This window comes from Paenibacillus sp. FSL K6-0276, assembly GCF_037977235.1.
Lineage (GTDB): Bacteria > Bacillota > Bacilli > Paenibacillales > Paenibacillaceae > Paenibacillus_AQ.
This window is the reverse complement of sequence record NZ_CP150276.1, coordinates 5,511,406-5,534,290: the sequence shown is the minus strand read 5'-3', so window position 1 is coordinate 5,534,290 and position 22,885 is coordinate 5,511,406. Positions and strand designations below refer to the sequence as shown.

26 protein-coding genes are annotated in these 22,885 nt (G+C 44.6%); all 26 read left to right on the top strand.

The features are described from left to right. Window positions 1-57: 57 nt before the first annotated feature. Entirely contained in the window at window positions 58-657 is a 600-nt protein-coding gene (locus MHH52_RS26205) for a class I SAM-dependent methyltransferase (protein WP_340005224.1), read from the top strand. A gap of 423 nt (window positions 658-1,080) precedes the next feature. Continuing rightward, window positions 1,081-4,626 (top strand): DNA-directed RNA polymerase subunit beta, encoded by a 3,546-nt coding sequence (gene rpoB / locus MHH52_RS26200; RefSeq protein ID WP_340005223.1) that lies wholly within the window; start codon window positions 1,081-1,083, stop codon window positions 4,624-4,626. Window positions 4,627-4,741: 115 nt separating this feature from the next. Next, window positions 4,742-8,353 carry a DNA-directed RNA polymerase subunit beta' gene (gene rpoC / locus MHH52_RS26195; RefSeq protein WP_313639622.1) on the top strand — a complete coding sequence of 1,204 codons (3,612 nt, stop codon included), beginning with the start codon at window positions 4,742-4,744 and terminating at the stop codon, window positions 8,351-8,353. A gap of 180 nt (window positions 8,354-8,533) precedes the next feature. Continuing rightward, complete coding sequence (locus tag MHH52_RS26190) at window positions 8,534-8,785, top strand: ribosomal L7Ae/L30e/S12e/Gadd45 family protein (protein WP_313639621.1); 252 nt, start codon at window positions 8,534-8,536, stop codon at window positions 8,783-8,785. 133 nt (window positions 8,786-8,918) lie between these two features. After that, a complete protein-coding gene (rpsL, locus tag MHH52_RS26185; RefSeq protein WP_036680518.1) occupies window positions 8,919-9,338 on the top strand; it encodes a 30S ribosomal protein S12 in 420 nt (139 codons plus the stop codon). Between the two features lie 44 nt (window positions 9,339-9,382). Further along, complete coding sequence (gene rpsG, locus MHH52_RS26180) at window positions 9,383-9,853, top strand: 30S ribosomal protein S7 (RefSeq protein ID WP_036680520.1); 471 nt, start codon at window positions 9,383-9,385, stop codon at window positions 9,851-9,853. A gap of 47 nt (window positions 9,854-9,900) precedes the next feature. Next, window positions 9,901-11,979, top strand: a complete 2,079-nt coding sequence (gene fusA, locus MHH52_RS26175) for an elongation factor G (protein WP_234540263.1) — start codon at window positions 9,901-9,903, stop codon at window positions 11,977-11,979. Between the two features lie 109 nt (window positions 11,980-12,088). Next, window positions 12,089-13,279: an elongation factor Tu gene (gene tuf, locus MHH52_RS26170; protein ID WP_060625835.1), complete on the top strand. Its 1,191-nt coding sequence runs from the start codon at window positions 12,089-12,091 to the stop codon at window positions 13,277-13,279. A gap of 385 nt (window positions 13,280-13,664) precedes the next feature. Then, window positions 13,665-14,924, top strand: coding sequence for a globin-coupled sensor protein (locus MHH52_RS26165; protein ID WP_340005220.1), 1,260 nt, complete (start codon window positions 13,665-13,667; stop codon window positions 14,922-14,924). A 226-nt stretch (window positions 14,925-15,150) separates the two neighbouring features. Further along, window positions 15,151-15,459: a 30S ribosomal protein S10 gene (rpsJ, locus tag MHH52_RS26160; protein WP_017692074.1), complete on the top strand. Its 309-nt coding sequence runs from the start codon at window positions 15,151-15,153 to the stop codon at window positions 15,457-15,459. A 42-nt stretch (window positions 15,460-15,501) separates the two neighbouring features. Beyond that, window positions 15,502-16,125: a 50S ribosomal protein L3 gene (rplC, locus tag MHH52_RS26155; protein WP_076286852.1), complete on the top strand. Its 624-nt coding sequence runs from the start codon at window positions 15,502-15,504 to the stop codon at window positions 16,123-16,125. Between the two features lie 25 nt (window positions 16,126-16,150). Continuing rightward, the gene (gene rplD, locus MHH52_RS26150; protein ID WP_036680536.1) at window positions 16,151-16,774 is read left to right on the top strand and encodes a 50S ribosomal protein L4; all 624 of its coding nucleotides are present in this window, start codon (window positions 16,151-16,153) and stop codon (window positions 16,772-16,774) included. Continuing rightward, window positions 16,774-17,067, top strand: a complete 294-nt coding sequence (gene rplW / locus MHH52_RS26145) for a 50S ribosomal protein L23 (RefSeq protein ID WP_036680537.1) — start codon at window positions 16,774-16,776, stop codon at window positions 17,065-17,067. Before rplD ends, rplW begins: the two co-directional genes overlap by 1 nt. 27 nt (window positions 17,068-17,094) lie before the next feature. Next, entirely contained in the window at window positions 17,095-17,925 is an 831-nt protein-coding gene (gene rplB / locus MHH52_RS26140; RefSeq protein WP_042192171.1) for a 50S ribosomal protein L2, read from the top strand. 76 nt (window positions 17,926-18,001) lie between these two features. Next, the gene (gene rpsS / locus MHH52_RS26135) at window positions 18,002-18,280 is read left to right on the top strand and encodes a 30S ribosomal protein S19 (RefSeq protein ID WP_036652940.1); all 279 of its coding nucleotides are present in this window, start codon (window positions 18,002-18,004) and stop codon (window positions 18,278-18,280) included. Window positions 18,281-18,313: 33 nt separating this feature from the next. Further along, the gene (gene rplV / locus MHH52_RS26130) at window positions 18,314-18,646 is read left to right on the top strand and encodes a 50S ribosomal protein L22 (protein WP_036680546.1); all 333 of its coding nucleotides are present in this window, start codon (window positions 18,314-18,316) and stop codon (window positions 18,644-18,646) included. Between the two features lie 13 nt (window positions 18,647-18,659). Beyond that, on the top strand, window positions 18,660-19,325 hold the full coding sequence (gene rpsC, locus MHH52_RS26125) for a 30S ribosomal protein S3 (protein WP_042192169.1): 666 nt from the start codon (window positions 18,660-18,662) through the stop codon (window positions 19,323-19,325). A gap of 2 nt (window positions 19,326-19,327) precedes the next feature. Next, the gene (rplP, locus tag MHH52_RS26120; RefSeq protein WP_036680552.1) at window positions 19,328-19,762 is read left to right on the top strand and encodes a 50S ribosomal protein L16; all 435 of its coding nucleotides are present in this window, start codon (window positions 19,328-19,330) and stop codon (window positions 19,760-19,762) included. Beyond that, entirely contained in the window at window positions 19,752-19,949 is a 198-nt protein-coding gene (gene rpmC / locus MHH52_RS26115) for a 50S ribosomal protein L29 (protein ID WP_019908232.1), read from the top strand. The genes rplP and rpmC overlap by 11 nt, the downstream gene beginning before the upstream one ends. A gap of 43 nt (window positions 19,950-19,992) precedes the next feature. Continuing rightward, a complete protein-coding gene (gene rpsQ, locus MHH52_RS26110; protein ID WP_042131223.1) occupies window positions 19,993-20,259 on the top strand; it encodes a 30S ribosomal protein S17 in 267 nt (88 codons plus the stop codon). A 38-nt stretch (window positions 20,260-20,297) separates the two neighbouring features. Next, on the top strand, window positions 20,298-20,666 hold the full coding sequence (rplN, locus tag MHH52_RS26105) for a 50S ribosomal protein L14 (RefSeq protein ID WP_036680556.1): 369 nt from the start codon (window positions 20,298-20,300) through the stop codon (window positions 20,664-20,666). Window positions 20,667-20,715: 49 nt separating this feature from the next. Next, window positions 20,716-21,069 (top strand): 50S ribosomal protein L24, encoded by a 354-nt coding sequence (gene rplX, locus MHH52_RS26100; RefSeq protein WP_313639619.1) that lies wholly within the window; start codon window positions 20,716-20,718, stop codon window positions 21,067-21,069. Between the two features lie 31 nt (window positions 21,070-21,100). Beyond that, window positions 21,101-21,643: a 50S ribosomal protein L5 gene (rplE, locus tag MHH52_RS26095; RefSeq protein WP_340005218.1), complete on the top strand. Its 543-nt coding sequence runs from the start codon at window positions 21,101-21,103 to the stop codon at window positions 21,641-21,643. A 49-nt stretch (window positions 21,644-21,692) separates the two neighbouring features. After that, a complete protein-coding gene (locus tag MHH52_RS26090) occupies window positions 21,693-21,878 on the top strand; it encodes a type Z 30S ribosomal protein S14 (RefSeq protein WP_013312154.1) in 186 nt (61 codons plus the stop codon). A 32-nt stretch (window positions 21,879-21,910) separates the two neighbouring features. After that, window positions 21,911-22,309, top strand: coding sequence for a 30S ribosomal protein S8 (gene rpsH / locus MHH52_RS26085; RefSeq protein WP_036680560.1), 399 nt, complete (start codon window positions 21,911-21,913; stop codon window positions 22,307-22,309). Window positions 22,310-22,339: 30 nt separating this feature from the next. Then, window positions 22,340-22,882, top strand: coding sequence for a 50S ribosomal protein L6 (rplF, locus tag MHH52_RS26080; protein WP_036680562.1), 543 nt, complete (start codon window positions 22,340-22,342; stop codon window positions 22,880-22,882). The last annotated feature ends 3 nt before the right edge of the window (window positions 22,883-22,885 follow it).

The following is a 22,885-nucleotide window of genomic DNA, read 5'->3' as shown; positions in this document are numbered from 1 at the left end:
TAGAGTTAGTAGGGTTGTAAATACAAACTATTAACATAAGGGAAAGGGAGGATAGAGATGTCGCAACATTATTATTCGCAGCAACCGGAAGTGCGTCATGACAGACGTACCATCGACACCGTTCTAAGAGGCAAAAGCTTTCGTTTTACGAGCGATGCGGGTGTGTTCTCTAAAGGAGACATCGACTACGGTAGCCGAGTTCTCATTGAAGCTATAATTATTCCAGACGGTTCAGCAGTACTTGATGTGGGTTGCGGATATGGACCGATAGGCATTAGTGCAGCATACCTAGCCCCCAAAGGGCAAGTAACGATGATTGATATTAACAGTCGTGCGGTAGAACTGGCGCGTGAGAATGCTCAGCACAATGGAATCCGGAATGTTACGGTAATGGAAAGCGATGTGCTCGGCGCATTGAATGAGCAGCAAAAGTTCGATGTGATTCTTACCAATCCTCCGATACGTGCGGGAAAAGCTGTCGTGCATCAGATTTTTGAAGAAGCTTATGATCATTTAAATGAAGGTGGCTATCTGTGGATTGTAATCCAGAAAAAGCAGGGCGCTCCGTCAGCGGTAGCTAAACTTGAAAGCTTGTTCCGGGTGGTGGAAGAAGTGGGGAAAGACAAAGGTTATCGGATTATTAAAGCTCAAAAATAAAAATCAATAGGTTATTGACATGTGATAGTGATAATGGTATTATTATAAAATGTCAGTATTAAGATAGGCTCCATGTCTTTAGTTTGCTGAAAATGTCAAGCGATATATTGTCGCCGGCTAGCGCATGCCGTACGGCAAGTTTTTTGCGAATTGGTTCTCTATGCTCTGGCGTAGCGGGTGCTACGCGGTAATAGATAATAGCGCATAAACTGTTGCTTGGTGACGTATAATATGTACGTTTTGGGCAAATCTACTGGATAAGGAGTATTTTGGTCATGGATAAGTGCGCTCTTTTTTCGAAGATTTCGATAAGGGCTTTTCTTTTATTTATGACTGAATCCTTGTAGTATGGTTCCATTATACGGTTCCAAACAAGGGTTCGCAATCAATTTTTAAGTGAGTAGACATGAGGGGTGAGTAAAGTTGGCAGGACATCTTGTTCAGTATGGTCGACGCACTCGGCGGAGCTATGCGAGAATTAACGAGGTACTCGAGGTCCCGAACCTGATCGAGATCCAACAAAAATCTTATGATTGGTTTTTGGAGGAAGGATTGCGGGAAATGTTTCAGGACATCTCGCCGATCCAGGATTTCACAGGTAATTTGGTACTAGAGTTCATTGATTACAGCCTGGGTGAACCGAAATATACGGTTGACGACGCTAAAGAGCGGGACGTAACGTATGCGGCTCCTCTGCGTGTAAAGGTGCGGCTCATTAATAAGGAGACCGGTGAGGTCAAAGAGCAGGAAGTGTTCATGGGAGATTTCCCGCTGATGACGGAGACCGGCACTTTTATTATTAACGGTGCGGAACGGGTTATTGTCAGCCAGTTGGTTCGCTCTCCAAGCGTCTATTTCAGCACAAAAGTGGATAAGAACGGCAAAAAAACCTACACCGCCACAGTAATCCCGAACCGCGGAGCCTGGTTGGAACTTGAGACCGACGCTAAGGATATTATGTATGTTCGTATTGATCGGACTCGTAAAATTCCTGTTACCGTACTTTTGCGTGCTCTCGGTTTCGGTAGTGATGCCGAAATTCTGGAATTGCTTGGCAATGATGAATATATTCGCAATACGCTGGATAAAGACAACACGGACTCCACGGAGAAGGCGCTTATTGAAATTTACGAGCGTTTGCGTCCGGGCGAACCGCCGACACTTGACAATGCCAAAAGTTTGCTGGTCGCGCGTTTCTTTGATCCAAAACGCTACGACCTAGCTAATGTAGGCCGTTACAAAATCAATAAAAAGTTGCACATCAAGAACCGTCTTTTCAATCAACGTCTTGCTCAGCCTTTGGTTGACGAATCTACAGGAGAAATCCTGGCAGAATCCGGCCAAATGGTCGATCGCAGACTGCTTGATGAATTGATTCCTTATTTTGAAAAGAATGTTGCCTTTAAGAACTACCGTGTTACTGGCGGGGTTATGGACAGTGAAGATATTCCGCTTCAAACGATTGACGTATTCTCACCAATCGAAGAAGGTCGAGTTATTAAGCTGATCGCTAATGGCAATATCGACAAATCTGTTAAGCATATTACTCAAGCTGATATTATATCCTCGATCAGCTACTTTATTAATTTGCTTCACGGAATTGGTAATACCGATGATATTGACCACTTGGGTAACCGTCGTCTGCGTTCTGTAGGTGAACTTCTGCAGAATCAGTTCCGTATCGGTTTGTCCCGTATGGAACGCGTTGTACGCGAGAGAATGTCGATTCAGGATGCTAATGCAATTACGCCTCAGGCTCTGATCAATATTCGTCCAGTTATCGCGTCCATTAAAGAGTTCTTCGGTAGCTCCCAGTTGTCTCAGTTTATGGACCAGACGAACCCACTTGCGGAACTTACGCATAAACGTCGTCTGTCTGCACTCGGACCTGGTGGTCTGACGCGTGAACGCGCGGGCTTTGAAGTTCGTGACGTCCATCACAGTCACTACGGCCGGATGTGTCCAATTGAAACGCCGGAAGGTCCGAACATCGGGTTGATCAACTCCTTGTCTACCTTTGCTCGCATCAATGAATACGGCTTTATTGAAGCGCCGTATCGTTGGGTAGATCCAAAGACAGGTAAGGTAACTGAACAAATCGATTATCTGACTGCTGATGAGGAAGATAATTATGTAGTTGCTCAGGCTAATGTATTGATCGATGAAGAGGGTTCCTTTAAGGAAGACATGGTAATCGTTCGTTACAACAAAGACTCAGACAACATTACAACGATGCCAAGTAATCGCGTAGATTACATGGACGTTTCGCCTAAACAGGTCGTATCCGTCGCTACGGCGCTCATTCCGTTCCTTGAGAACGATGACTCCAACCGCGCACTGATGGGATCAAACATGCAACGTCAAGCCGTTCCGCTTCTAATTCCTAAAGCTCCGCTGGTCGGAACAGGGATGGAACATAAATCCGCTAAGGATTCTGGCGTATGTGTTGTTTCCAAGTATGACGGTATTATCGAACGTTCTTCAGCTAATGAAATTTGGCTACGCCGGGTTGAAACTGTCGAAGGCAAGGAAGTTAAAGGCGATATCGTAAAATATAAATTACACAAATTTATGCGTTCTAACCAAGGTACCTGTATTAACCAACGTCCTCTAGCTAAAAGAGGGGACATTGTTAAGAAAGGTGATATCCTGGCAGATGGTCCTTCCACAGAAATGGGCGAACTCGCTCTTGGTCGCAACGTAGTCGTTGCGTTCATGACTTGGGAAGGTTACAACTACGAGGATGCGATCCTGTTAAGTGAGAAGCTTGTTAAGGAAGATGTATACACTTCGATTCATATCGAGGAATACGAATCTGAAGCTCGTGACACTAAACTGGGACCTGAAGAAATCACACGTGATATTCCGAACGTGGGCGAAGAGGCTCTGCGCAATCTTGATGAGCGCGGAATCATCCGTATCGGTGCGGAAATCAGCGCTGGTGACATTCTGGTTGGTAAGGTTACTCCGAAGGGTGTAACAGAACTAACAGCAGAAGAACGTCTCCTTCACGCTATCTTTGGTGAGAAAGCACGTGAAGTACGGGATACCTCTTTACGCGTTCCTCACGGTAGTGATGGTATTATCGTAGACGTTAAAGTATTTACGCGTGAGAATGGTGATGAACTGCCTCCAGGTGTAAATCAATTGGTTCGTGTCTACATCGCTCAGAAACGTAAGATCTCTGAAGGTGACAAAATGGCCGGACGTCACGGTAACAAGGGTGTCGTTGCCCGTATCTTGCCAGAAGAAGATATGCCGTTCCTTCCGGACGGTACGCCAGTACAGGTTGTTCTTAACCCTCTAGGCGTTCCTTCTCGTATGAACATCGGACAGGTGCTTGAGGTCCATATTGGTATGGCCGCATTGCGTCTGGGTATTCACATTGCAACGCCGGTATTCGACGGAGCACGTGAGTATGACGTGTTTGATACGATGGAAGAAGCTGGCATGCAGCGTAATGGTAAGACTATATTGTACGATGGCCGGACAGGCGAACGCTTCGAACGTGAAGTTACTGTCGGCGTCATGCATATGATCAAACTTGCGCACATGGTTGATGATAAGATTCACGCCCGTTCAACAGGTCCTTACTCACTAGTTACGCAACAGCCACTGGGTGGTAAAGCTCAGTTTGGTGGACAGCGTTTCGGGGAGATGGAAGTGTGGGCGCTTGAAGCTTACGGTGCTGCATATACATTGCAAGAAATTTTGACCGTAAAATCCGATGACGTGGTTGGTCGCGTGAAGACGTACGAATCCATTGTCAAAGGTGAAAATGTACCGGAACCAGGTGTTCCTGAGTCGTTCAAGGTATTGATCAAAGAACTGCAGTCCCTAGGTATGGATGTTAAGATCCTTAGCGGTGACGAGCAGGAAATTGAAATGAGAGAATTGGACGATGAGGACGAGACGTCAGGCGACAAACTAAGCCTCAATTTGGAAGGCTCAGAAGTCGGAGTAGAATAATCACGCCAGGAGCTTTAGAGTTCCATTTTATAAAGGACCGCGCCCTCTCTTGATGTAAGAGTCAGGGGAGGGCATTGCGGTACTAAATCAGGATTAGGTTAAGGAGGGTTGCTCCTTGTTGGACGTTAACAATTTTGAATTTATGAAAATCGGACTCGCTTCTCCGGAGAAGATTCGTTCATGGTCCCGCGGAGAAGTTAAGAAACCGGAAACCATTAACTATCGTACATTGAAACCGGAAAAAGAGGGTCTTTTCTGCGAGCGTATCTTTGGGCCTCAAAAAGACTGGGAATGTCATTGCGGTAAATACAAACGTGTCCGTTATAAGGGCGTAGTCTGCGACCGTTGTGGCGTTGAAGTTACTCGTGCTAAGGTTCGTCGTGAACGTATGGGTCACATTGAATTGGCTGCTCCGGTATCTCATATCTGGTACTTCAAAGGTATCCCAAGCCGTATGGGTTTGGCGCTAGATATGTCTCCAAGATCTCTTGAAGAGATTATCTACTTCGCTTCTTACGTTGTAACTGACCCAGGTGAAACACCACTGGAAAAGAAACAACTTCTGTCCGAGAAAGAATATCGTAGCTACCGTGAAAAATACGGTTACGGATTCCAAGCCGGCATGGGTGCTGAAGCTGTTAAGAAGCTTCTTCAAGACATCGACATCGATAAAGAGCTGGAATTCCTCAAAGAAGAACTGCGTACAGCCCAAGGCCAACGTCGTAATCGGGCGATCAAACGTCTGGAAGTCATTGAAGCGTTCCGTAACTCCGGCAACAAACCTGATTGGATGATCATGGATGTTCTTCCGGTAATTCCACCGGAGCTTCGTCCGATGGTTCAATTGGATGGTGGCCGTTTTGCTACGTCTGATTTGAACGATCTTTATCGTCGTGTTATTAACCGGAACAATCGTCTGAAAAGATTGCTTGATCTCGGTGCTCCTGACATTATCGTGCAGAACGAGAAACGGATGCTTCAGGAAGCTGTCGATGCTCTCATCGATAACGGCCGTAGAGGACGTCCGGTAACTGGTCCTGGTAACCGTCCACTTAAATCGCTCAGCCACATGCTGAAAGGTAAACAAGGACGTTTCCGTCAGAACTTGCTCGGTAAACGGGTTGACTACTCTGGACGTTCCGTTATCGTTGTAGGACCGTACCTCAAGATGTATCAGTGCGGACTTCCTAAGAAAATGGCTCTAGAATTGTTCAAGCCTTTTGTCATGAAAGAATTGGTTAACAAGGGCCTCGCCCACAACATAAAGAGCGCGAAACGTAAAGTTGAGCGTGTAAGTCCTGAAGTATGGGATGTACTTGAAGAAGTAATCAGAGAGCACCCAGTACTTCTAAACCGCGCACCAACACTTCACCGTCTCGGTATTCAAGCTTTTGAACCGATTTTGGTGGAAGGTCATGCTATTCGTCTTCACCCACTCGTATGTACGGCTTATAACGCCGACTTTGACGGTGACCAAATGGCGGTGCACGTTCCTCTGTCTGCAGAAGCTCAAGCGGAAGCACGTATTCTTATGCTTGCATCTGGTAATATCTTGAACCCTAAAGACGGAAAACCGGTTGTAACACCTTCCCAGGATATGGTCCTTGGTACTTTCTACTTGACTATGGACAACAAGGAAGAAAAGGGTTCAGGTATGATTCTGCGTACCGTAAATGAAGCTGTATCAGCTTACCAACGCGGAACTGCAGGTCTTCATGCTCGTGTAGCTATTCCAGTTAAAGCACTTGGTAAAACTTGCTTTACGGAAAAACAACAAGGCGCAATGTTGATTACTACGATCGGTAAGATTATCTTTAACGAAATTTACCCAAGTAGTTTCCCTTATATCAATGAGGCGACTAAGACTAACTTGCTGCATGGCACGCCAGAGAAATACTTTATCTATGAAAAAGGCGCAGATATTCGCGAGTTGATTGAATCCGCTCCAGAAGCCAGCGCAGTAGGTAAAGAATATCTGGGTCTGATTATCGCTCGTTGCTTTGAAACTTATCATACAACCAAAACCTCTATGATTTTGGATAAAATTAAACAACTCGGCTTTACTTACTCCACACGTTCCGGTGTTACGGTTGCTGTGTCGGATGTTATCGTGCCTGAGGAAAAAGTTACGATCTTGAAAGAGTCCGAAGCTAAGGTTGATGTGGTAGCAAACCAATATCGCCGTGGTCTGATCACCAATGACGAACGGTACGACCGTGTTATTGAGATCTGGTCGAAGACTAAGGATGATCTTACGAACATCCTGCTTAAATCGATGGACCGTTTCAACTCTATCATGCTCATGGTTGACTCCAAAGCACGGGGTAACAAATCGCAGATCACTCAGCTGGGTGGTATGCGTGGTCTGATGGCAACACCTTCGGGTCGGATTTTCGAATTGCCAATTAAAGCGAACTTCCGTGAAGGCCTTACAGTCTTAGAGTACTTTATCTCCACTCACGGAGCGCGTAAAGGTCTTGCCGATACCGCACTTCGTACTGCTGACTCTGGTTACTTGACTCGTCGTCTCGTTGACGTGGCTCAGGACGTTATCGTTCGTGAAGAAGATTGTGGAACTGATAAAGGGTTCACAGTTAGTCGTATTCAGGATGGTAAAGAGGTTATTGAGGATCTGTATGACCGTATTGAAGGTCGTTACTGCTTCGAAACTGTTCGTCATCCAGAAACAGGCGAAATCATTGTTCACCGGAACGATTTGATTGACTCCGATAAAGCGGAGGCGATCGTAAACGCTGGTGTAACTAAGCTGCAGATCCGCTCTGTACTAAGCTGCCGTGCCCGTCACGGTGTTTGTAAGAAATGTTATGGTCGTAACCTGGCAACTGGTAAACACGTTGAGATCGGTGAAGCTGTTGGTATTATTGCTGCACAATCCATCGGTGAACCAGGAACCCAGCTTACCATGCGTACGTTCCATACCGGCGGTGTTGCCGGTGATGACATCACGCAAGGTTTGCCGCGTATTCAGGAGTTGTTTGAAGCCCGTAACCCTAAAGGTCAGGCTACAATCAGTGAGATCGATGGTGTAATCAAGGAAATCCGTGAAACTAAGGACCGTCGCGAAATCGAGGTTCAAGGTGAAGCAGAATCCAAGACTTATTCCATTACTTATGGTTCACGTCTACGTGTCAGCGAAGGCCAAGAGATCGAAGCTGGCGATGAGCTGACAGACGGTTCAATTGACCCTAAAGAAATGCTGCGTATCAAAGGGATCCGTGGGGTACAAAACTACATTCTACAAGAAGTTCAGCGTGTATATCGTAACCAGGGCGTTGAGATCAATGATAAGCACATTGAAGTTATGATCAAGCAAATGCTTCGGAAGATCCGTATCATTGACGCGGGTGACACAAGTCTGTTGCCAGGCGCATTTGCGGACATTCATGAATACGAAGCTGCTAACAAGGAAGCTATCTTGTCTGGTAAGGAGCCTGCAGTTGCTAAGCCGGTCTTACTCGGTATTACCAAGGCGTCTCTTGAGACAGATTCATTCTTGTCAGCTGCATCTTTCCAAGAAACTACTCGTGTCTTAACAGACGCTGCTATCAAAGGCAAAGTAGATAAGTTGCTTGGATTGAAAGAAAATGTTATTATCGGTAAGTTGATTCCTGCAGGTACTGGCATGAATCGTTACCGTAATGTTAAGCTAAGTGATCCAAATGCAGAAAGCGCGCTTGAGTCTTTAGAGACGGTTCCTGCTGAATAAATTAGCAACCATGGTAGTGTACTCGTGTCATACCTATTTCATAGGTGTGGCACGAATATCTGCTGTGTATAATATTCATAAGAATTATTGCTGAATTTCTTGACACCATCTATTGATAATGCTAAAATGTCTAAGGTGCGTGAGTAGCCATGTTATCCTTGTTCATTGGAGGTAATGATAATGACTGATGATAGAGGACTACAGGATGCTCAGGTCAAGATCGGTACCAAACAAACCGTCAAGGCGGTAGAGTTGGGCCAAGCCACAGAAGTCTATGTGGCAGAGGACGGAGATCAAAGGCTTACTTCCAGGATAGTTATGCTTTGTAACAAACAAGGTGTTAAGATCACATATGTGGATACGATGCTGAATTTGGGCAAGGCCTGCGGAATAGAAGTTGGCGCTGCGATGGCAGCCGTCTTAAAACAATAGCTACGGAAATGTTTTTGTACTGGGGTGAACTCCAGCGGCAAGAACTTTTCATTTGTCTTTTTATGAACCGCCTGGGTCTGTGGGCTTAGAGTTCTTAAATCGGCTATCATTTCAGGAAGGGGGTGGCAACAACATGCCAACAATTAACCAATTGGTTCGTAAAGGCCGTCAAGCCAAAATCGAAAAATCTAAATCTCCCGCTCTTCAAAAAGGGTATAACGCCCTCAAGCGTGAGGCTACAAATTTGAGCGCTCCGCAAAAACGCGGTGTATGCACTCGTGTTGGTACAATGACTCCACGTAAACCAAACTCAGCGCTTCGTAAATATGCCCGTGTTCGTTTGACGAACCGTCTCGAGGTAACAGCTTATATCCCGGGTATCGGACATAACTTACAAGAGCACAGTGTTGTATTACTTCGCGGAGGTAAAGTAAAGGACCTTGCAGGGGTTCGTTACCATATCGTTCGTGGTGCATTGGATACAGCAGGTGTAGCTAACCGGATGCAAGCTCGTTCTAAATACGGTGCTAAACGTCCTAAAGCTAAGAAATAAGAAAAAATATTAGAATAATAAACATTTAAGAAAGGGGGATATCCATGCCACGCAAAGGTCCAGTTACTAAGAGAGACGTATTGCCAGATCCGTTGTATAATAGCAAGTTGGTTACTCGTTTGATTAACCGCATTATGCTGGGTGGTAAAAGAGGTGTCGCTCAAAGCATTCTGTACAATTCATTCAAATTGATTGAAGAACGTACGGGTAAAGATCCGATGGAAGTTTTCGAAGCTGCCATCAAGAATATCATGCCGGTTTTGGAAGTCAAAGCTCGTCGTGTCGGTGGTGCTAACTATCAAGTACCTATCGAGGTTAAACCAGAGAGACGTACTGCTCTGGGATTACGTTGGCTCGTAAACTACTCTCGCAACCGCGGTGAGAAGACGATGGAAGAGCGTTTGGCGGCTGAGATCATCGACGCTTCCAACAACACAGGCGCTTCTGTTAAGAAACGTGAAGATACGCACAAAATGGCTGAAGCAAACAAAGCGTTCGCTCACTACCGTTGGTAGGATAAAGGTCATTCAAATAACTTATATTTTGAAGGGAGATCCATTTCATGGCTAGAGAGTTCTCCTTAAAAAATACACGTAACATCGGGATCATGGCGCATATTGATGCTGGTAAAACAACTACCACAGAGCGGATTCTTTTTTATACAGGCCGTACGCACAAAATCGGTGAAGTTCACGAGGGTGCTGCTACAATGGACTGGATGGAGCAAGAACAAGAGCGCGGAATCACGATTACGTCCGCTGCTACGACTGCTGCGTGGAAAGGCCACCGAATCAATATCATTGATACCCCAGGACACGTTGACTTCACTGTTGAAGTTGAACGTTCCCTGCGTGTATTGGATGGGGCAGTTGGTGTATTTAGTGCAAAAGAGGGCGTTGAGCCTCAGTCTGAAACCGTATGGAGACAGGCTGACCGCTATAACGTTCCACGGATTGCATATGTAAACAAAATGGACATTATCGGTGCGGATTTCCTTAACGTAATCGAAACTATGCGTGATCGTCTTCAAGCCAATGCAGTTGCTATTCAATTGCCAATCGGTGCAGAGAGTGATTTCACTGGTATTATCGACCTAGTTGAGCAAAAAGCACACATGTTCAGAGATGATCTGGGCCAAAACATCGAAGTAACGGATATTCCGGAAGAATATTTGGCCAAAGTTGAGGAGCTGCGTCTCGAGTTGATCGAGAAAGTTGCTGAACTTGATGAAGATCTGACTATGAAATACCTGGAAGGCGAAGAAATTACAGTTCCGGAAATTAAAGCTGCACTACGCAAAGGCGTAGTTGAAGTTAAATTGTTCCCTGTAATTGTTGGATCCTCCTACCGTAACAAAGGAATTCAGCTTATGCTGGATGCTGTTGTTGATTACTTGCCATCTCCTCTTGACGTTCCAGCTATCACTGGACATCTTGATGATGGAACTGAAGCGATTCGTCATTCTTCGGATGAAGAACCGTTTGCAGCTTTGGCATTTAAAATCATGACTGACCCTTATGTAGGTAAACTTACGTTCTTCCGTGTATACTCTGGTGTTCTAGAGTCCGGATCTTACGTAGTTAATGCTACTAAGAACAAGCGTGAACGTATTGGTCGTATCCTTCAAATGCACGCAAACAGCCGTCAAGAGATCTCCATCGTGTATTCTGGTGACATCGCTGCAGCTGTTGGTTTGAAAGACACCAGTACAGGTGATACATTGTGTGATGAGAAGCATCCAGTAATTCTGGAATCAATGAACTTCCCTGATCCAGTTATCGAAATCGCTGTTGAACCAAAAACAAAAGCTGACCAAGATAAATTGGGCGTTGCTCTCGGAAAGTTGACTGAAGAGGATCCAACTCTTCGTGCTCATACTGATGAAGAAACAGGCCAAACTATCCTGGCTGGTATGGGTGAACTTCACTTGGACATCATCATCGACCGTATGCGTCGTGAATTCAAAGTAGAAACCAATGTGGGTAAACCACAGGTTGCTTACCGCGAAACGTTCAAGGCACCTGCTCGCGTCGAAGGTAAATTTGTACGCCAATCTGGTGGTCGTGGTCAATATGGTCACGTATGGGTTGAATTTGAACCCCTCGAGCCAGGTACTGGTAGCAAATTCGAAAGTAAAGTAGTGGGTGGCTCGGTTCCTAGAGAGTACATCGCTCCTGCACTTGCGGGTATCGAAGAACAAATGAAAAACGGCGTACTTGCAGGCTTCCCGCTTGTAGACGTTAAAGCTACCATCGTTGATGGTTCTTACCATGATGTCGATTCCAACGAAATGGCATTTAAAATTGCCGGTTCGATGGCACTTAAAGCAGCTAAAGACAAGTGTAAACCTGTCCTGCTTGAGCCAATCATGAAAGTAGAAGTAACTGTTCCTGAGGAATACATGGGTGATGTTATGGGTATGCTGAACTCCCGCCGTGGCCGTATCGAAGGTATGGATTCCCGTGGTGGAGCGCAAATTATCCGTGCTAAGGTGCCTCTTTCCGAAATGTTCGGATACTCTACAACTCTTCGTTCTGGTACTCAAGGACGTGGCGTATTCTCAATGGAGCTTTCTCACTATGAAGAAGTTCCTAAATCCATTGCGGAAGAGATCGCTGCTAAGAACAAAGGCGGAGAATAATTACTAGTTTTAACTTGCCGTCCGGGTATAACCACTCAGTCATCTAAGATAAACATATATGCGGGCGGCTCAAATATAAGGAACCCCACATTAAGGAGGAACTGTTCAAATGGCAAAGGCAAAGTTTGAACGTAACAAACCGCACGTTAACATCGGTACTATTGGTCACGTCGACCATGGTAAAACGACTCTGACTGCTGCAATCACTACTGTATTGTCCAAAACTTACGGTGGCGCAGCTATCGCATTCGATCAAATCGACAAAGCTCCTGAAGAGCGCGAACGTGGTATCACAATCTCTACTTCCCACGTTGAATATGAAACTCCTAACCGTCACTACGCTCACGTAGACTGCCCTGGTCACGCCGACTATGTTAAAAACATGATCACTGGCGCAGCGCAAATGGACGGAGCTATCCTGGTTGTATCCGCAGCTGATGGCCCTATGCCACAAACTCGCGAGCACATCCTGTTGTCCCGTCAAGTAGGCGTTCCTTACATCGTTGTCTTCTTGAACAAATGCGACATGGTTGAAGACGAAGAGTTGTTGGAATTGGTTGAAATGGAAGTTCGTGACTTGCTGAGCGAGTATGACTTCCCAGGCGACGATACTCCAATCATCCGTGGTTCTGCTCGTGAAGCTCTGCAAAACCCTGATGGCGATTATGCTAAAAAAATCATCGAGATGTTTGAAACAATCGATGAGTATATTCCACTTCCTGAGCGTCAAACTGACAAACCTTTCTTGATGCCTGTCGAAGATGTATTCTCCATCACTGGCCGCGGTACTGTGGCAACTGGTCGCGTAGAACGCGGAACAGTTAAAGTCGGAGAAGAAATCGAAATCGTTGGTATTCACGAAGATACTAAGAAATCCGTAGTTACGGGCGTAGAAATGTTCCGTAAATTGCTGGATTCCGCTCAAGCGGGCGACAACATCGGAGCTTTGCTTCGTGGTGTAGACCGTAACATGATCGAGCGTGGTCAAGTATTGGCTAAGCCGAACTCTGTTAAACCACACACTGAGTTCACTGCTCAAATCTACGTTTTGACTAAAGAAGAAGGCGGACGTCACAAACCATTCTTCACTGGTTACCGTCCACAGTTCTACTTCCGTACAACTGACGTAACTGGCATCATCAACTTGCCAGAAGGTACTGAAATGGTTATGCCTGGTGACAACATCACTGTAACTGTTTCCTTGATCTCCCCTATCGCTATTGAAGAAGGTACTAAATTCTCCATTCGCGAAGGTGGCCGTACAGTTGGAGCAGGTAGCGTAGCTTCTATCCAAAAATAATTCGTCTCTATCCGAACGGGTAGATTCTGAATCAAAAAGACCCGGATTCTTCGTGAGAAGAATCCGGGTCTTTTTTTGTTTTAATTCATTTCTTACTTTGTTCGAACGACAGTTTTTTTAGTTTTTCTATTTGAGCATAAATAGTTTATATTTCGACAATAACCGATAAATAATAGATTGTAATTTGAATCTATTCTACAAAATTCAACAAAAACCAACGATAAATTGTTTACAATTTTAATAATCATAGAGTAAAATGAAAGAAGGTTATATTGTAAAATTATAGGAATTTAGGGAGAGTGGTAATATGGGAAAATGTCCTTTTTCCTACATGCACGCTTTAAAATCACGTAATAATAATGTGGATTCTCCCGCCCCCCATTCCATGGACTTTAAATCAGCTGAGGAATCATTTCATACTCTTGAGGGTCATGGTGAACTTAATGAGCAAATGAGAATGATTGATCTGACTGAATCAGATTTGAACTTATTACGTAGGGTGAAGTCTATCGTTGAACAGCATATAGACTATATCACAGATCAATTTTACAATTCGGTATTAGGTGTGAATAAACTTGAAGCCATTATCTTGGAGCATAGTAGTATAGAAAGGTTAAAAAAAACACTCCGTGAGCATATCATTGAAATATTTGATGGCAAGGTTGATGATGAATACATAGCTAAGCGTCTTAAGATTGCTAATATTCATAAAAGTGTAGGACTTGAGCCCAAGTGGTACTTATCCGCTTTTCAGAATCTTCAGAACGTATTTATAAACGTTATTTATAATGAAACACACGATGACAATGCGCGCCTTCAAGTCGTTCAGACGGTGACTAAGTTGCTTAACCTTGAGCAACAACTCGTCCTAGAGGAATACGAGAAGGAGAACGTTAGAGAGAAGGAACAACAGTACTTACTGGTTAAAAATGAATTAAAGCAGAAAATTGCAGAATTCAGCAGTGAGCTAATAGATTTTAGCATCGATACTAATGCTGCTGTGAAGCAGCTAGTGGCTAGTAGCAATGAAGTGAATAGAACATTCCAACGTACAGCTGCATCCGCTGTAGACTCACAGGGATTGGCTACAGATGGACATGAGCACTTGGACAACTTGACAGGGCAAATTAATCTTATTTATCGAAGTACTAGCGAGATGGAACACTCAGTTATCGAATTAAGTAACTCCTCTAAACAAATTCAGAAAATAGTAAACTCAGTTAAAGATATTGCAGATCAAACTAAGATTCTCTCTCTTAATGCGACGATAGAAGCCGCTAGAGCCGGAGAACACGGTAGAGGCTTTAGTGTTGTTGCCCAAGAAGTCATTCGGTTGGCAGAGGATACAAAGAATACTGTAATTCAGATCGTAGAACTAACTAATAAATCGGGGAATCTTACACAGTTGGTCGTTGAAGAGATTCGTAAGGTACAAGAGTTAACCAAGAGTGGGAAGCATCAATCCGTTGAGACTAGTCTTTTGTTCTCTGATATTGTAGAGGCGATGAGAAGTAGCACACAGGAGATTGTTGTAGTAGAAGAAGAAATAAGAACATTGATCCAAACTATAGAGGGAATTGGTACAGCAACAGCTCAGACAGCGGAGTCAGCGGAGTTTTTTAAGTCTGCTACTGAGAATCTTTAACCTATATAATAGTAATAAACCAGCGTATGAAAAAAATATGCGTTGTTTTATTATTTTAGCTTGCAATACTGCTGCCTATTATATATAATAATAAATGTTGTTCTGAGACGTTGCGATGATGTGAGAGGTTACTGACACACCCGGCCCCTTTGCCATGGGGACGAGGTCAGAAAATTTTCACGGAGTATGTCCGATAATAAATTGGGCGATAGAAGGAGGGACTAAAATGGCAAAGCAAAAAATTCGTATTCGCTTGAAAGCATACGACCACAGAATTCTTGATCAATCCGCAGAGAAAATCGTTGAAACTGCAAAACGTTCGGGTGCTGGTGTATCTGGACCGATTCCGTTGCCAACTGAGAAACAAATCATTACTATTCTCCGTGCGGTACACAAGTACAAGGATTCCCGTGAACAGTTTGAACAACGGACTCACAAACGTTTGATCGATATTGTGAACCCAACACCACAAACTGTGGATGCCTTGATGCGCTTGGATCTACCGTCCGGTGTAGATATCGAAATCAAATTGTAATTCTATTATTAGTAACTTAGGAAAAGAAAAGAGGTGTCAACATTGAAAGGTATCTTAGGAAAAAAACTCGGTATGACTCAAGTGTTTACTCCAGAAGGTAACGTAATTCCAGTTACTGTTATCGAAGCAGGACCTTGTGTAGTACTGCAAAAGAAAGACCTGAATATCGACGGATATGAAGCAGTGCAATTGGGCTTTTCTGATAAAAAAGAAAGTCGCTCCAATAAGCCTGAACAGGGTCACGCCAAAAAGGCAAATGCAACACCTAAGCGCTACGTTCGCGAAATTCGCGGTGTTGATCTCGGGTCTCTCGAGGTTGGACAAGAGCTGAAGGCTGATATCTTTGCTGAGGGCGAATTTGTTGACGTAACTGGTACATCTAAAGGTAAAGGTTTCCAAGGTAACATCAAACGTTGGGGACAAAGCCGCGGACCAATGGCACACGGATCGCGTTACCACAGAAGACCGGGTTCCATGGGTTCTATCCAAGCTAACCGTGTTCCTAAGGGCAAACGTCTTCCAGGACATATGGGTCACACGACTATCACGGTTCAAAAGCTTGAAATTATCAAGGTTGATGTTGAACGTAACGTATTGCTGGTTAAAGGCGCTATCCCAGGTCCTAAAAACAGCTTCGTGAAAGTTAAACAAACCGTTAAGAAATAATTACCTAAGAAAGGAGGAACATGAAATGCCAAAAGTAACACTTTTTAATATTAGTGGCAACGAAGTTGGTGAAGTAGAACTTAGCGACACAGTATTCGGTATTGAACCGAATGAGCACGTTCTACACGAAGCTGCGCTTATGCAAAGAGCTTCCCTACGTCGTGGTACACACAAAGTAAAAGGACGTTCTGAAGTTCGTGGCGGTGGACGTAAACCTTGGAAACAAAAAGGTACAGGTCGCGCTCGTCAAGGCTCCATTCGTTCACCACAATGGAAAGGCGGCGGCGTTGTCTTCGGACCAACACCACGTAGCTATTCCTGGAAACTGCCTAAGAAGGTTCGTCGTTTGGCGATCAAATCCGCTTTGTCCTCGAAAGTACTCGAGAATGACATTATCGTATTGGATAGCTTGACAATGAATGCTCCGAAGACGAAAGAATTCGCAGCAATCTTGAACAATCTGAAAGTAGATCGTAAAGCGTTGATCGTAGCTACTAGCTATGATGATAACGTAGCACTTTCCGCTCGTAACATCCCTGGGGTGAAATTCGTAGCGGCTGACGGCATTAATGTTCTTGACGTACTAACGTACGACAAACTGATCATCACTAAAGAAGCAGTTCTGAAGGTAGAGGAGGTGTTCGCGTAATGAAAGATCCTCGTGATATTATCAAACGTCCGGTGATTACGGAACGTACTTCCGACTACATGAGCGAAATGAAATACGCTTTTGAAGTGGATATCCGTGCTAACAAAACCGAAATCAAAAAAGCTGTCGAGGCTATTTTCAAAGTAAAAGTAACTAATGTGAACACAATGCGCGTACCTGGTAAACTGAAACGTTATGGTAAATATTCTGGTTACACTCCAGAGTGGAAAAAAGCCATCGTTAAGCTTAGCCCGGACAGCAAACCGCTCGAATTCTTTGAAGCGGTAGAATAATACTCTTAAAGTAAGGAGGAAACTATAGTGCCAATCAAAAAGTACAAACCGACCTCTCCGGCAAGACGCCATATGTCTGTGTCTACGTTTGAAGAAATCACAACAAACCAGCCAGAGAAATCGTTGCTCTCTCCGCTATTCAAACATGCGGGACGCAACAACCAAGGTAAAATTACGGTTCGTCACCACGGCGGCGGTCACAAACGTAAATACCGTATTATCGACTTCAAGCGGACTAAAGACGGCATACCAGGTAGCGTTGCTACAATCGAGTATGACCCGAACCGCACATCTAATATTGCTTTGATCCACTATGCTGATGGAGAGAAACGTTATATCATCGCTCCTAAAGGCCTTAAAGTTGGGGATAAAGTAGAGTCAGGCCCAACAGCCGACATCAAAATTGGTAACAGTCTTGCGCTGGAGAACATCCCAGTGGGTACAGTTATCCACAACATTGAGTTGAAACCAGGTAAAGGCGGACAATTGGTTCGTGCAGCTGGTACAGAAGCTCAATTGCTTGGTAAAGAAGAAAAGTACTGTTCCGTTCGTTTGTCATCCGGTGAGGTTCGCAAGATCCTTAGCGTATGTCGTGCAACTATCGGTTCCGTAGGTAACGAAGATCATGAATTGATCAAAATCGGTAAAGCTGGACGTAGTCGCTGGCTGGGCCGTCGCCCTGAAGTACGCGGTGTAGTAATGAACCCGAACGATCACCCACACGGTGGTGGTGAAGGCCGCGCTCCAATCGGACGTAAATCGCCTATGTCTCCATGGGGTAAACCAACCCTTGGTTACAAAACGCGTAAGAAAAACAAGGCATCTGATAAATATATCGTTCGCCGCCGCACGAAATAAGACGCTTCTGGCAAGTTAATAAAGCGCGAAGCGTCGATTCGCGGTTTGAAGAACCGGATGAAGGGAGGATTCACACATGGGTCGCAGTTTAAAGAAGGGGCCGTTTATCGATGGCTACCTGCTTAAAAAAGTTGAGGAACTGAACGAGGCTGAAAAAAAGGTTGTAGTTAAAACTTGGTCCCGTCGCTCAACTATTTTCCCTCAGTTTATCGGACATACGTTTGGTGTATATGACGGCCGTAAACACGTGCCTGTATACGTAACAGAAGATATGGTAGGTCACAAGTTGGGCGAGTTCGCGCCAACACGTACTTACAAAGGCCACGCGGGTGACGATAAGAAAACAAGAAGATAATAATAAGGTCTCTGTTTGAAAGGAGGTTAAACAATGGAAGCAAAAGCACATGCAAGATCGGTGCGGATTTCCGCTCGTAAAGCGAAACTGGTTGTTGACTTGATTCGTGGTAAGCAAGTGGGGGAAGCAATTGCTATTCTTCGCCACACTCCGAAATCCGCTTCTCCGGTCGTTGAGAAGTTGCTTAATTCGGCAATTGCGAATGCTGAGCATAACTATTCTTTGGACGTGAACAGTTTGTTCGTTAGCGAGGTTTTCGTTAACCAAGGACCTACTATGAAACGTTTCCGTCCGCGCGCCATGGGTCGCGCAAGTCGGATCAATAAACGCACGAGCCACATTACACTGGTGGTATCTGAGAAATAAGGAGGGATAACACGTGGGTCAAAAGGTAAATCCAATCGGACTCCGGATCGGGATCATTCGCGATTGGGAATCTAAATGGTATGCAGGAAAAGATTTCGGTACTCTTCTGATGGAAGACGTCAAAATCCGGGAATACCTTAAAGGTAAGTTGAAGGATTCCGCTGTTTCCCATATCGAGATCGAAAGAGCGGCTAACCGCGTGAATGTTACAATTCATACTGCTAAACCAGGTATGGTTATTGGTAAGGGCGGAGCAGAAGTAGAAGTACTTCGCAGCGCAGTTACAGCAATCGCTGGTGGCAAAAAAGTACACATCAACATCAATGAAATCAAGCACCCTGAATTGGATGCGATTCTTGTAGCTGAGAGCATTGCTCAACAATTGGAACGTCGTGTATCGTTCCGTCGTGCACTCAAACAAGCGATTCAAAGAACTATGCGTTCTGGCGCAAAAGGGATTAAAACTCAAGTAGGCGGACGTCTTGGCGGAGCTGAGATTGCTCGTTCAGAAGGTTATAGCGAAGGAACAGTTCCACTTCATACGCTTCGTGCCGATATCGATTACGGAACGGCTGAAGCACATACAACTTACGGTCTTATCGGCGTAAAAGTATGGATCTACCGTGGAGAAGTTCTTCCCCCAGCTAAGAAACAAGCTGCTCAGGAAGGAGGCAACTAATCATGTTGGTACCAAAACGCGTAAAACACCGCAAGCAACAACGCGGACACATGAAGGGTATGGCAAAAGGCGGTACTGAATTGAACTTCGGCGAATTCGGCCTGGTTGCATTAGAACCTTCTTGGATCACTAACCGTCAGATCGAAGCTGCTCGTATCGCAATGACACGTTATATCAAACGTGGCGGTCAAGTTTGGATCAAGATTTTCCCAGATAAGCCTATTACTCAAAAGCCTCTCGAGGTTCGTATGGGTAGTGGTAAAGGTAACGTTGAGAAATGGGTAGCCGTAGTTAAACCGGGCAAGATTATGTTCGAACTCGGAGGCGTGTCGGAAGAAATCGCTCGTGAAGCGATGCGTCTTGCCGCTCACAAGCTGCCTGTAAAGACTAAGTTTGTGAAACGTGAAGAATTGGGTGGTGAAGCAAATGAAAGCTAATGAACTTCGCAACTTAACCACTGCTGAGATTGAACAAAAGATCGCTGGATTCAAAGAGGAACTTTTTAATCTCCGTTTTCAATTGGCAACTGGCCAACTGGACAACCCAACTCGGATTCGTGACGTGCGCAAGGAAATAGCTCGTGCTAAAACCGTGATCCATCAAAGAGTGCTTGGGATTAGTTAAGTGAGACGGATCTCAGATCCGTATTCAGGAAGGAGGCTAACTAATGAGCGAAGAACGTAATGCGCGTAAAGTGCTAATCGGTAAAGTGGTCAGTGATAAAATGGATAAAACCATCGTAGTCGCTGTTGAAACCTATAAGAAACACAACTTGTACCACAAACGCATCAAGTCTACGAAGAAATTCAAAGCACATGATGAGGAAAACGTTGCGAAAATTGGCGATACCGTAAAAGTCATGGAAACTCGTCCGTTGTCCAAGGACAAACGTTGGAGACTAGTTGAAGTGGTTGAAAAAGCGGTTATCATCTAAGATAATCAAGAGAGTTTTTCCGGAAGGAGGAAATTATAATGATTCAACCATTTACACGTTTGCATGTGGCTGACAACTCTGGTGCGAAGGAACTGATGTGTATCCGCGTACTGGGTGGTACTGGACGCCGTACAGCAGCAATCGGTGATTTGATCGTTTGTTCCGTTAAACAAGCAACACCAGGCGGCGTTGTCAAAAAAGGTGATGTTGTTAGAGCGGTAGTTGTTCGTACGAAACGTTCCGTTCGTCGTAAAGATGGATCTTACATCGCATTCGACGAAAATGCAGCTGTTGTTGTTAAAGACGACAGAAGCCCTCGTGGAACACGTATCTTTGGACCAGTTGCTCGCGAACTTCGCGATAAAGACTACATGAAGATCGTTTCCTTGGCACCGGAAGTTATCTAATAAACACGAGCACCAATAAGTTGAAGGTTAGTTATAGGAGGTGTAATAAATGCCTAGAGTGAAAAAAGTTCTGGAATCCCATAACAATAAACTGCACGTGAAGAAAGATGACGTGGTGCTTGTGATTAGTGGTAAAGACAAAGGTAAAAAAGGCCGTGTCATCGCTGCTTATCCTCGTGAAAACCGCGTTCTGGTAGAAGGCGTCAATATGGTGAAGAAACACCAAAAGCCGAACCAGCTGAATCCACAAGGTGGAATTATTGAGCAGGAAGCTTCGATTCATGTGTCCAACGTAATGCACATCGATCCGAAGTCCGGTAAAGTAACCCGTATCGGTTACAAAGTATTGGAAAACGGTAAAAAAGTTCGGATTGCAAAACGATCCGGAGAGATTATCGACTAATCTAGCCCTTAAGAAAGGAGGTTAAATCTTCATGGCAGCAAGAATGAAAGAACGTTATCTCAACGAAATAACACCTGCTTTGATGCAGAAGTTTAACTATACAACTGTTATGCAAGTGCCTAAGATCGAGAAGATTGTCATCAACATGGGTGTGGGTGACGCTGTTCAAAACTCCAAAGTACTTGATGCTGCAGTTAACGACATGCAGTTGATCGCTGGTCAAAAACCAGTAATCACTAAAGCAAAAAAATCCATCGCTGGTTTCAAGCTACGCGAAAATATGCCGATTGGGGTTAAAGTAACACTGCGCGGCGAGCGTATGTATTACTTCTTGGACAAATTGTTCAACGTAACGCTTCCACGCGTACGTGACTTCCGTGGTGTTTCCTCTAAAGCCTTTGATGGCCGTGGTAACTACACACTGGGTCTTAAAGAACAATTGATCTTCCCCGAGATCGAATATGACAAAGTGGATAAAGTCCGCGGTATGGACATCGTTATTGTAACGACTGCTAAGACGGACGAGGAATCCCGCGAGCTGCTGGGTCAGCTGGGAATGCCTTTCGCAAAATAAAGTCGGTTAATCCATTTTCTCCGAAAATGTTTAGGAGGTGTCAGGCTAAGTGGCAAAAACTTCAATGAAAGTTAAACAACAACGTACGCCTAAGTTTAAAGTACGTGCATATACACGTTGCGAACGTTGTGGTCGTCCACATTCGGTACTGCAAAAGTTCAAAATTTGCAGAATTTGTTTCCGTGAATTAGCTTATAAAGGCCAGATCCCTGGCGTGAAAAAAGCAAGTTGGTAAGAAGTTTATAAACGGGAAGGAGGTTTACACACATGACTATGTCTGATCCTATTGCAGATATGCTTACTCGTATTCGTAACGCTAACATTGTGCGTCACGAGACGGTAGAAATGCCTGCTTCTACTATGAAGAAACAAATCGCTGACATTTTGAAGCGTGAAGGTTTCATCCGCGATGCGGAATTCGTTGAAGATAGCAAACAAGGGATTATCCGTATTTTCTTGAAATACGGCCCTAACCAAGAGCGTGTTATCTCTGGTTTGAAAAGAATCAGTAAACCAGGCCTTCGCGTTTACACGAAGAGCAATGAAGTGCCTCGTGTACTCGGTGGCCTAGGAATCGCGATTATCTCCACATCTAAGGGAGTTATGACCGACAAAGAAGCTCGTCAATCAAAATCTGGCGGAGAAGTTGTCTGCTACATTTGGTAATAAACGTCACAAGATAAGGAGGTGCAACACATGTCTCGTATTGGTCGTAAACCAATCGCAGTACCTAGCGGTGTAGATGTCACTTTGGACAACGCCGTTATTACAGTAAAAGGTCCAAAAGGTTCTTTGACTCGTGAGCTTCATAAAGACATGAAGGTTACAGTTGAAAATAACGAAATTACCGTTGTTCGCCCGTCGGATAACAAATTGCATCGTTCACTTCACGGCACAACCCGCTCCGTTGTCAACAACATGGTAGCAGGTGTGACTGAAGGTTTCTCGAAATCTCTGGAACTGGTTGGGGTCGGATATCGTGCAAGCAAATCCGGAGATAAAATCGTTCTGAACGTTGGTTACTCCCACCCGGTTGAAATTACACCGGAAGCAGGTATCGAGTTCGAAGTTCCTGCGAACACAAAGATCATCGTTAAAGGTATCGATAAAGAACGCGTTGGCGCATACGCTGCTAAAATTCGTTCCGTTCGTGAGCCAGAACCGTATAAAGGTAAAGGTATCAAATATGAAGGCGAGCGTATCATCCGCAAAGAAGGTAAAGCTGGTAAGAAGAAATAACCG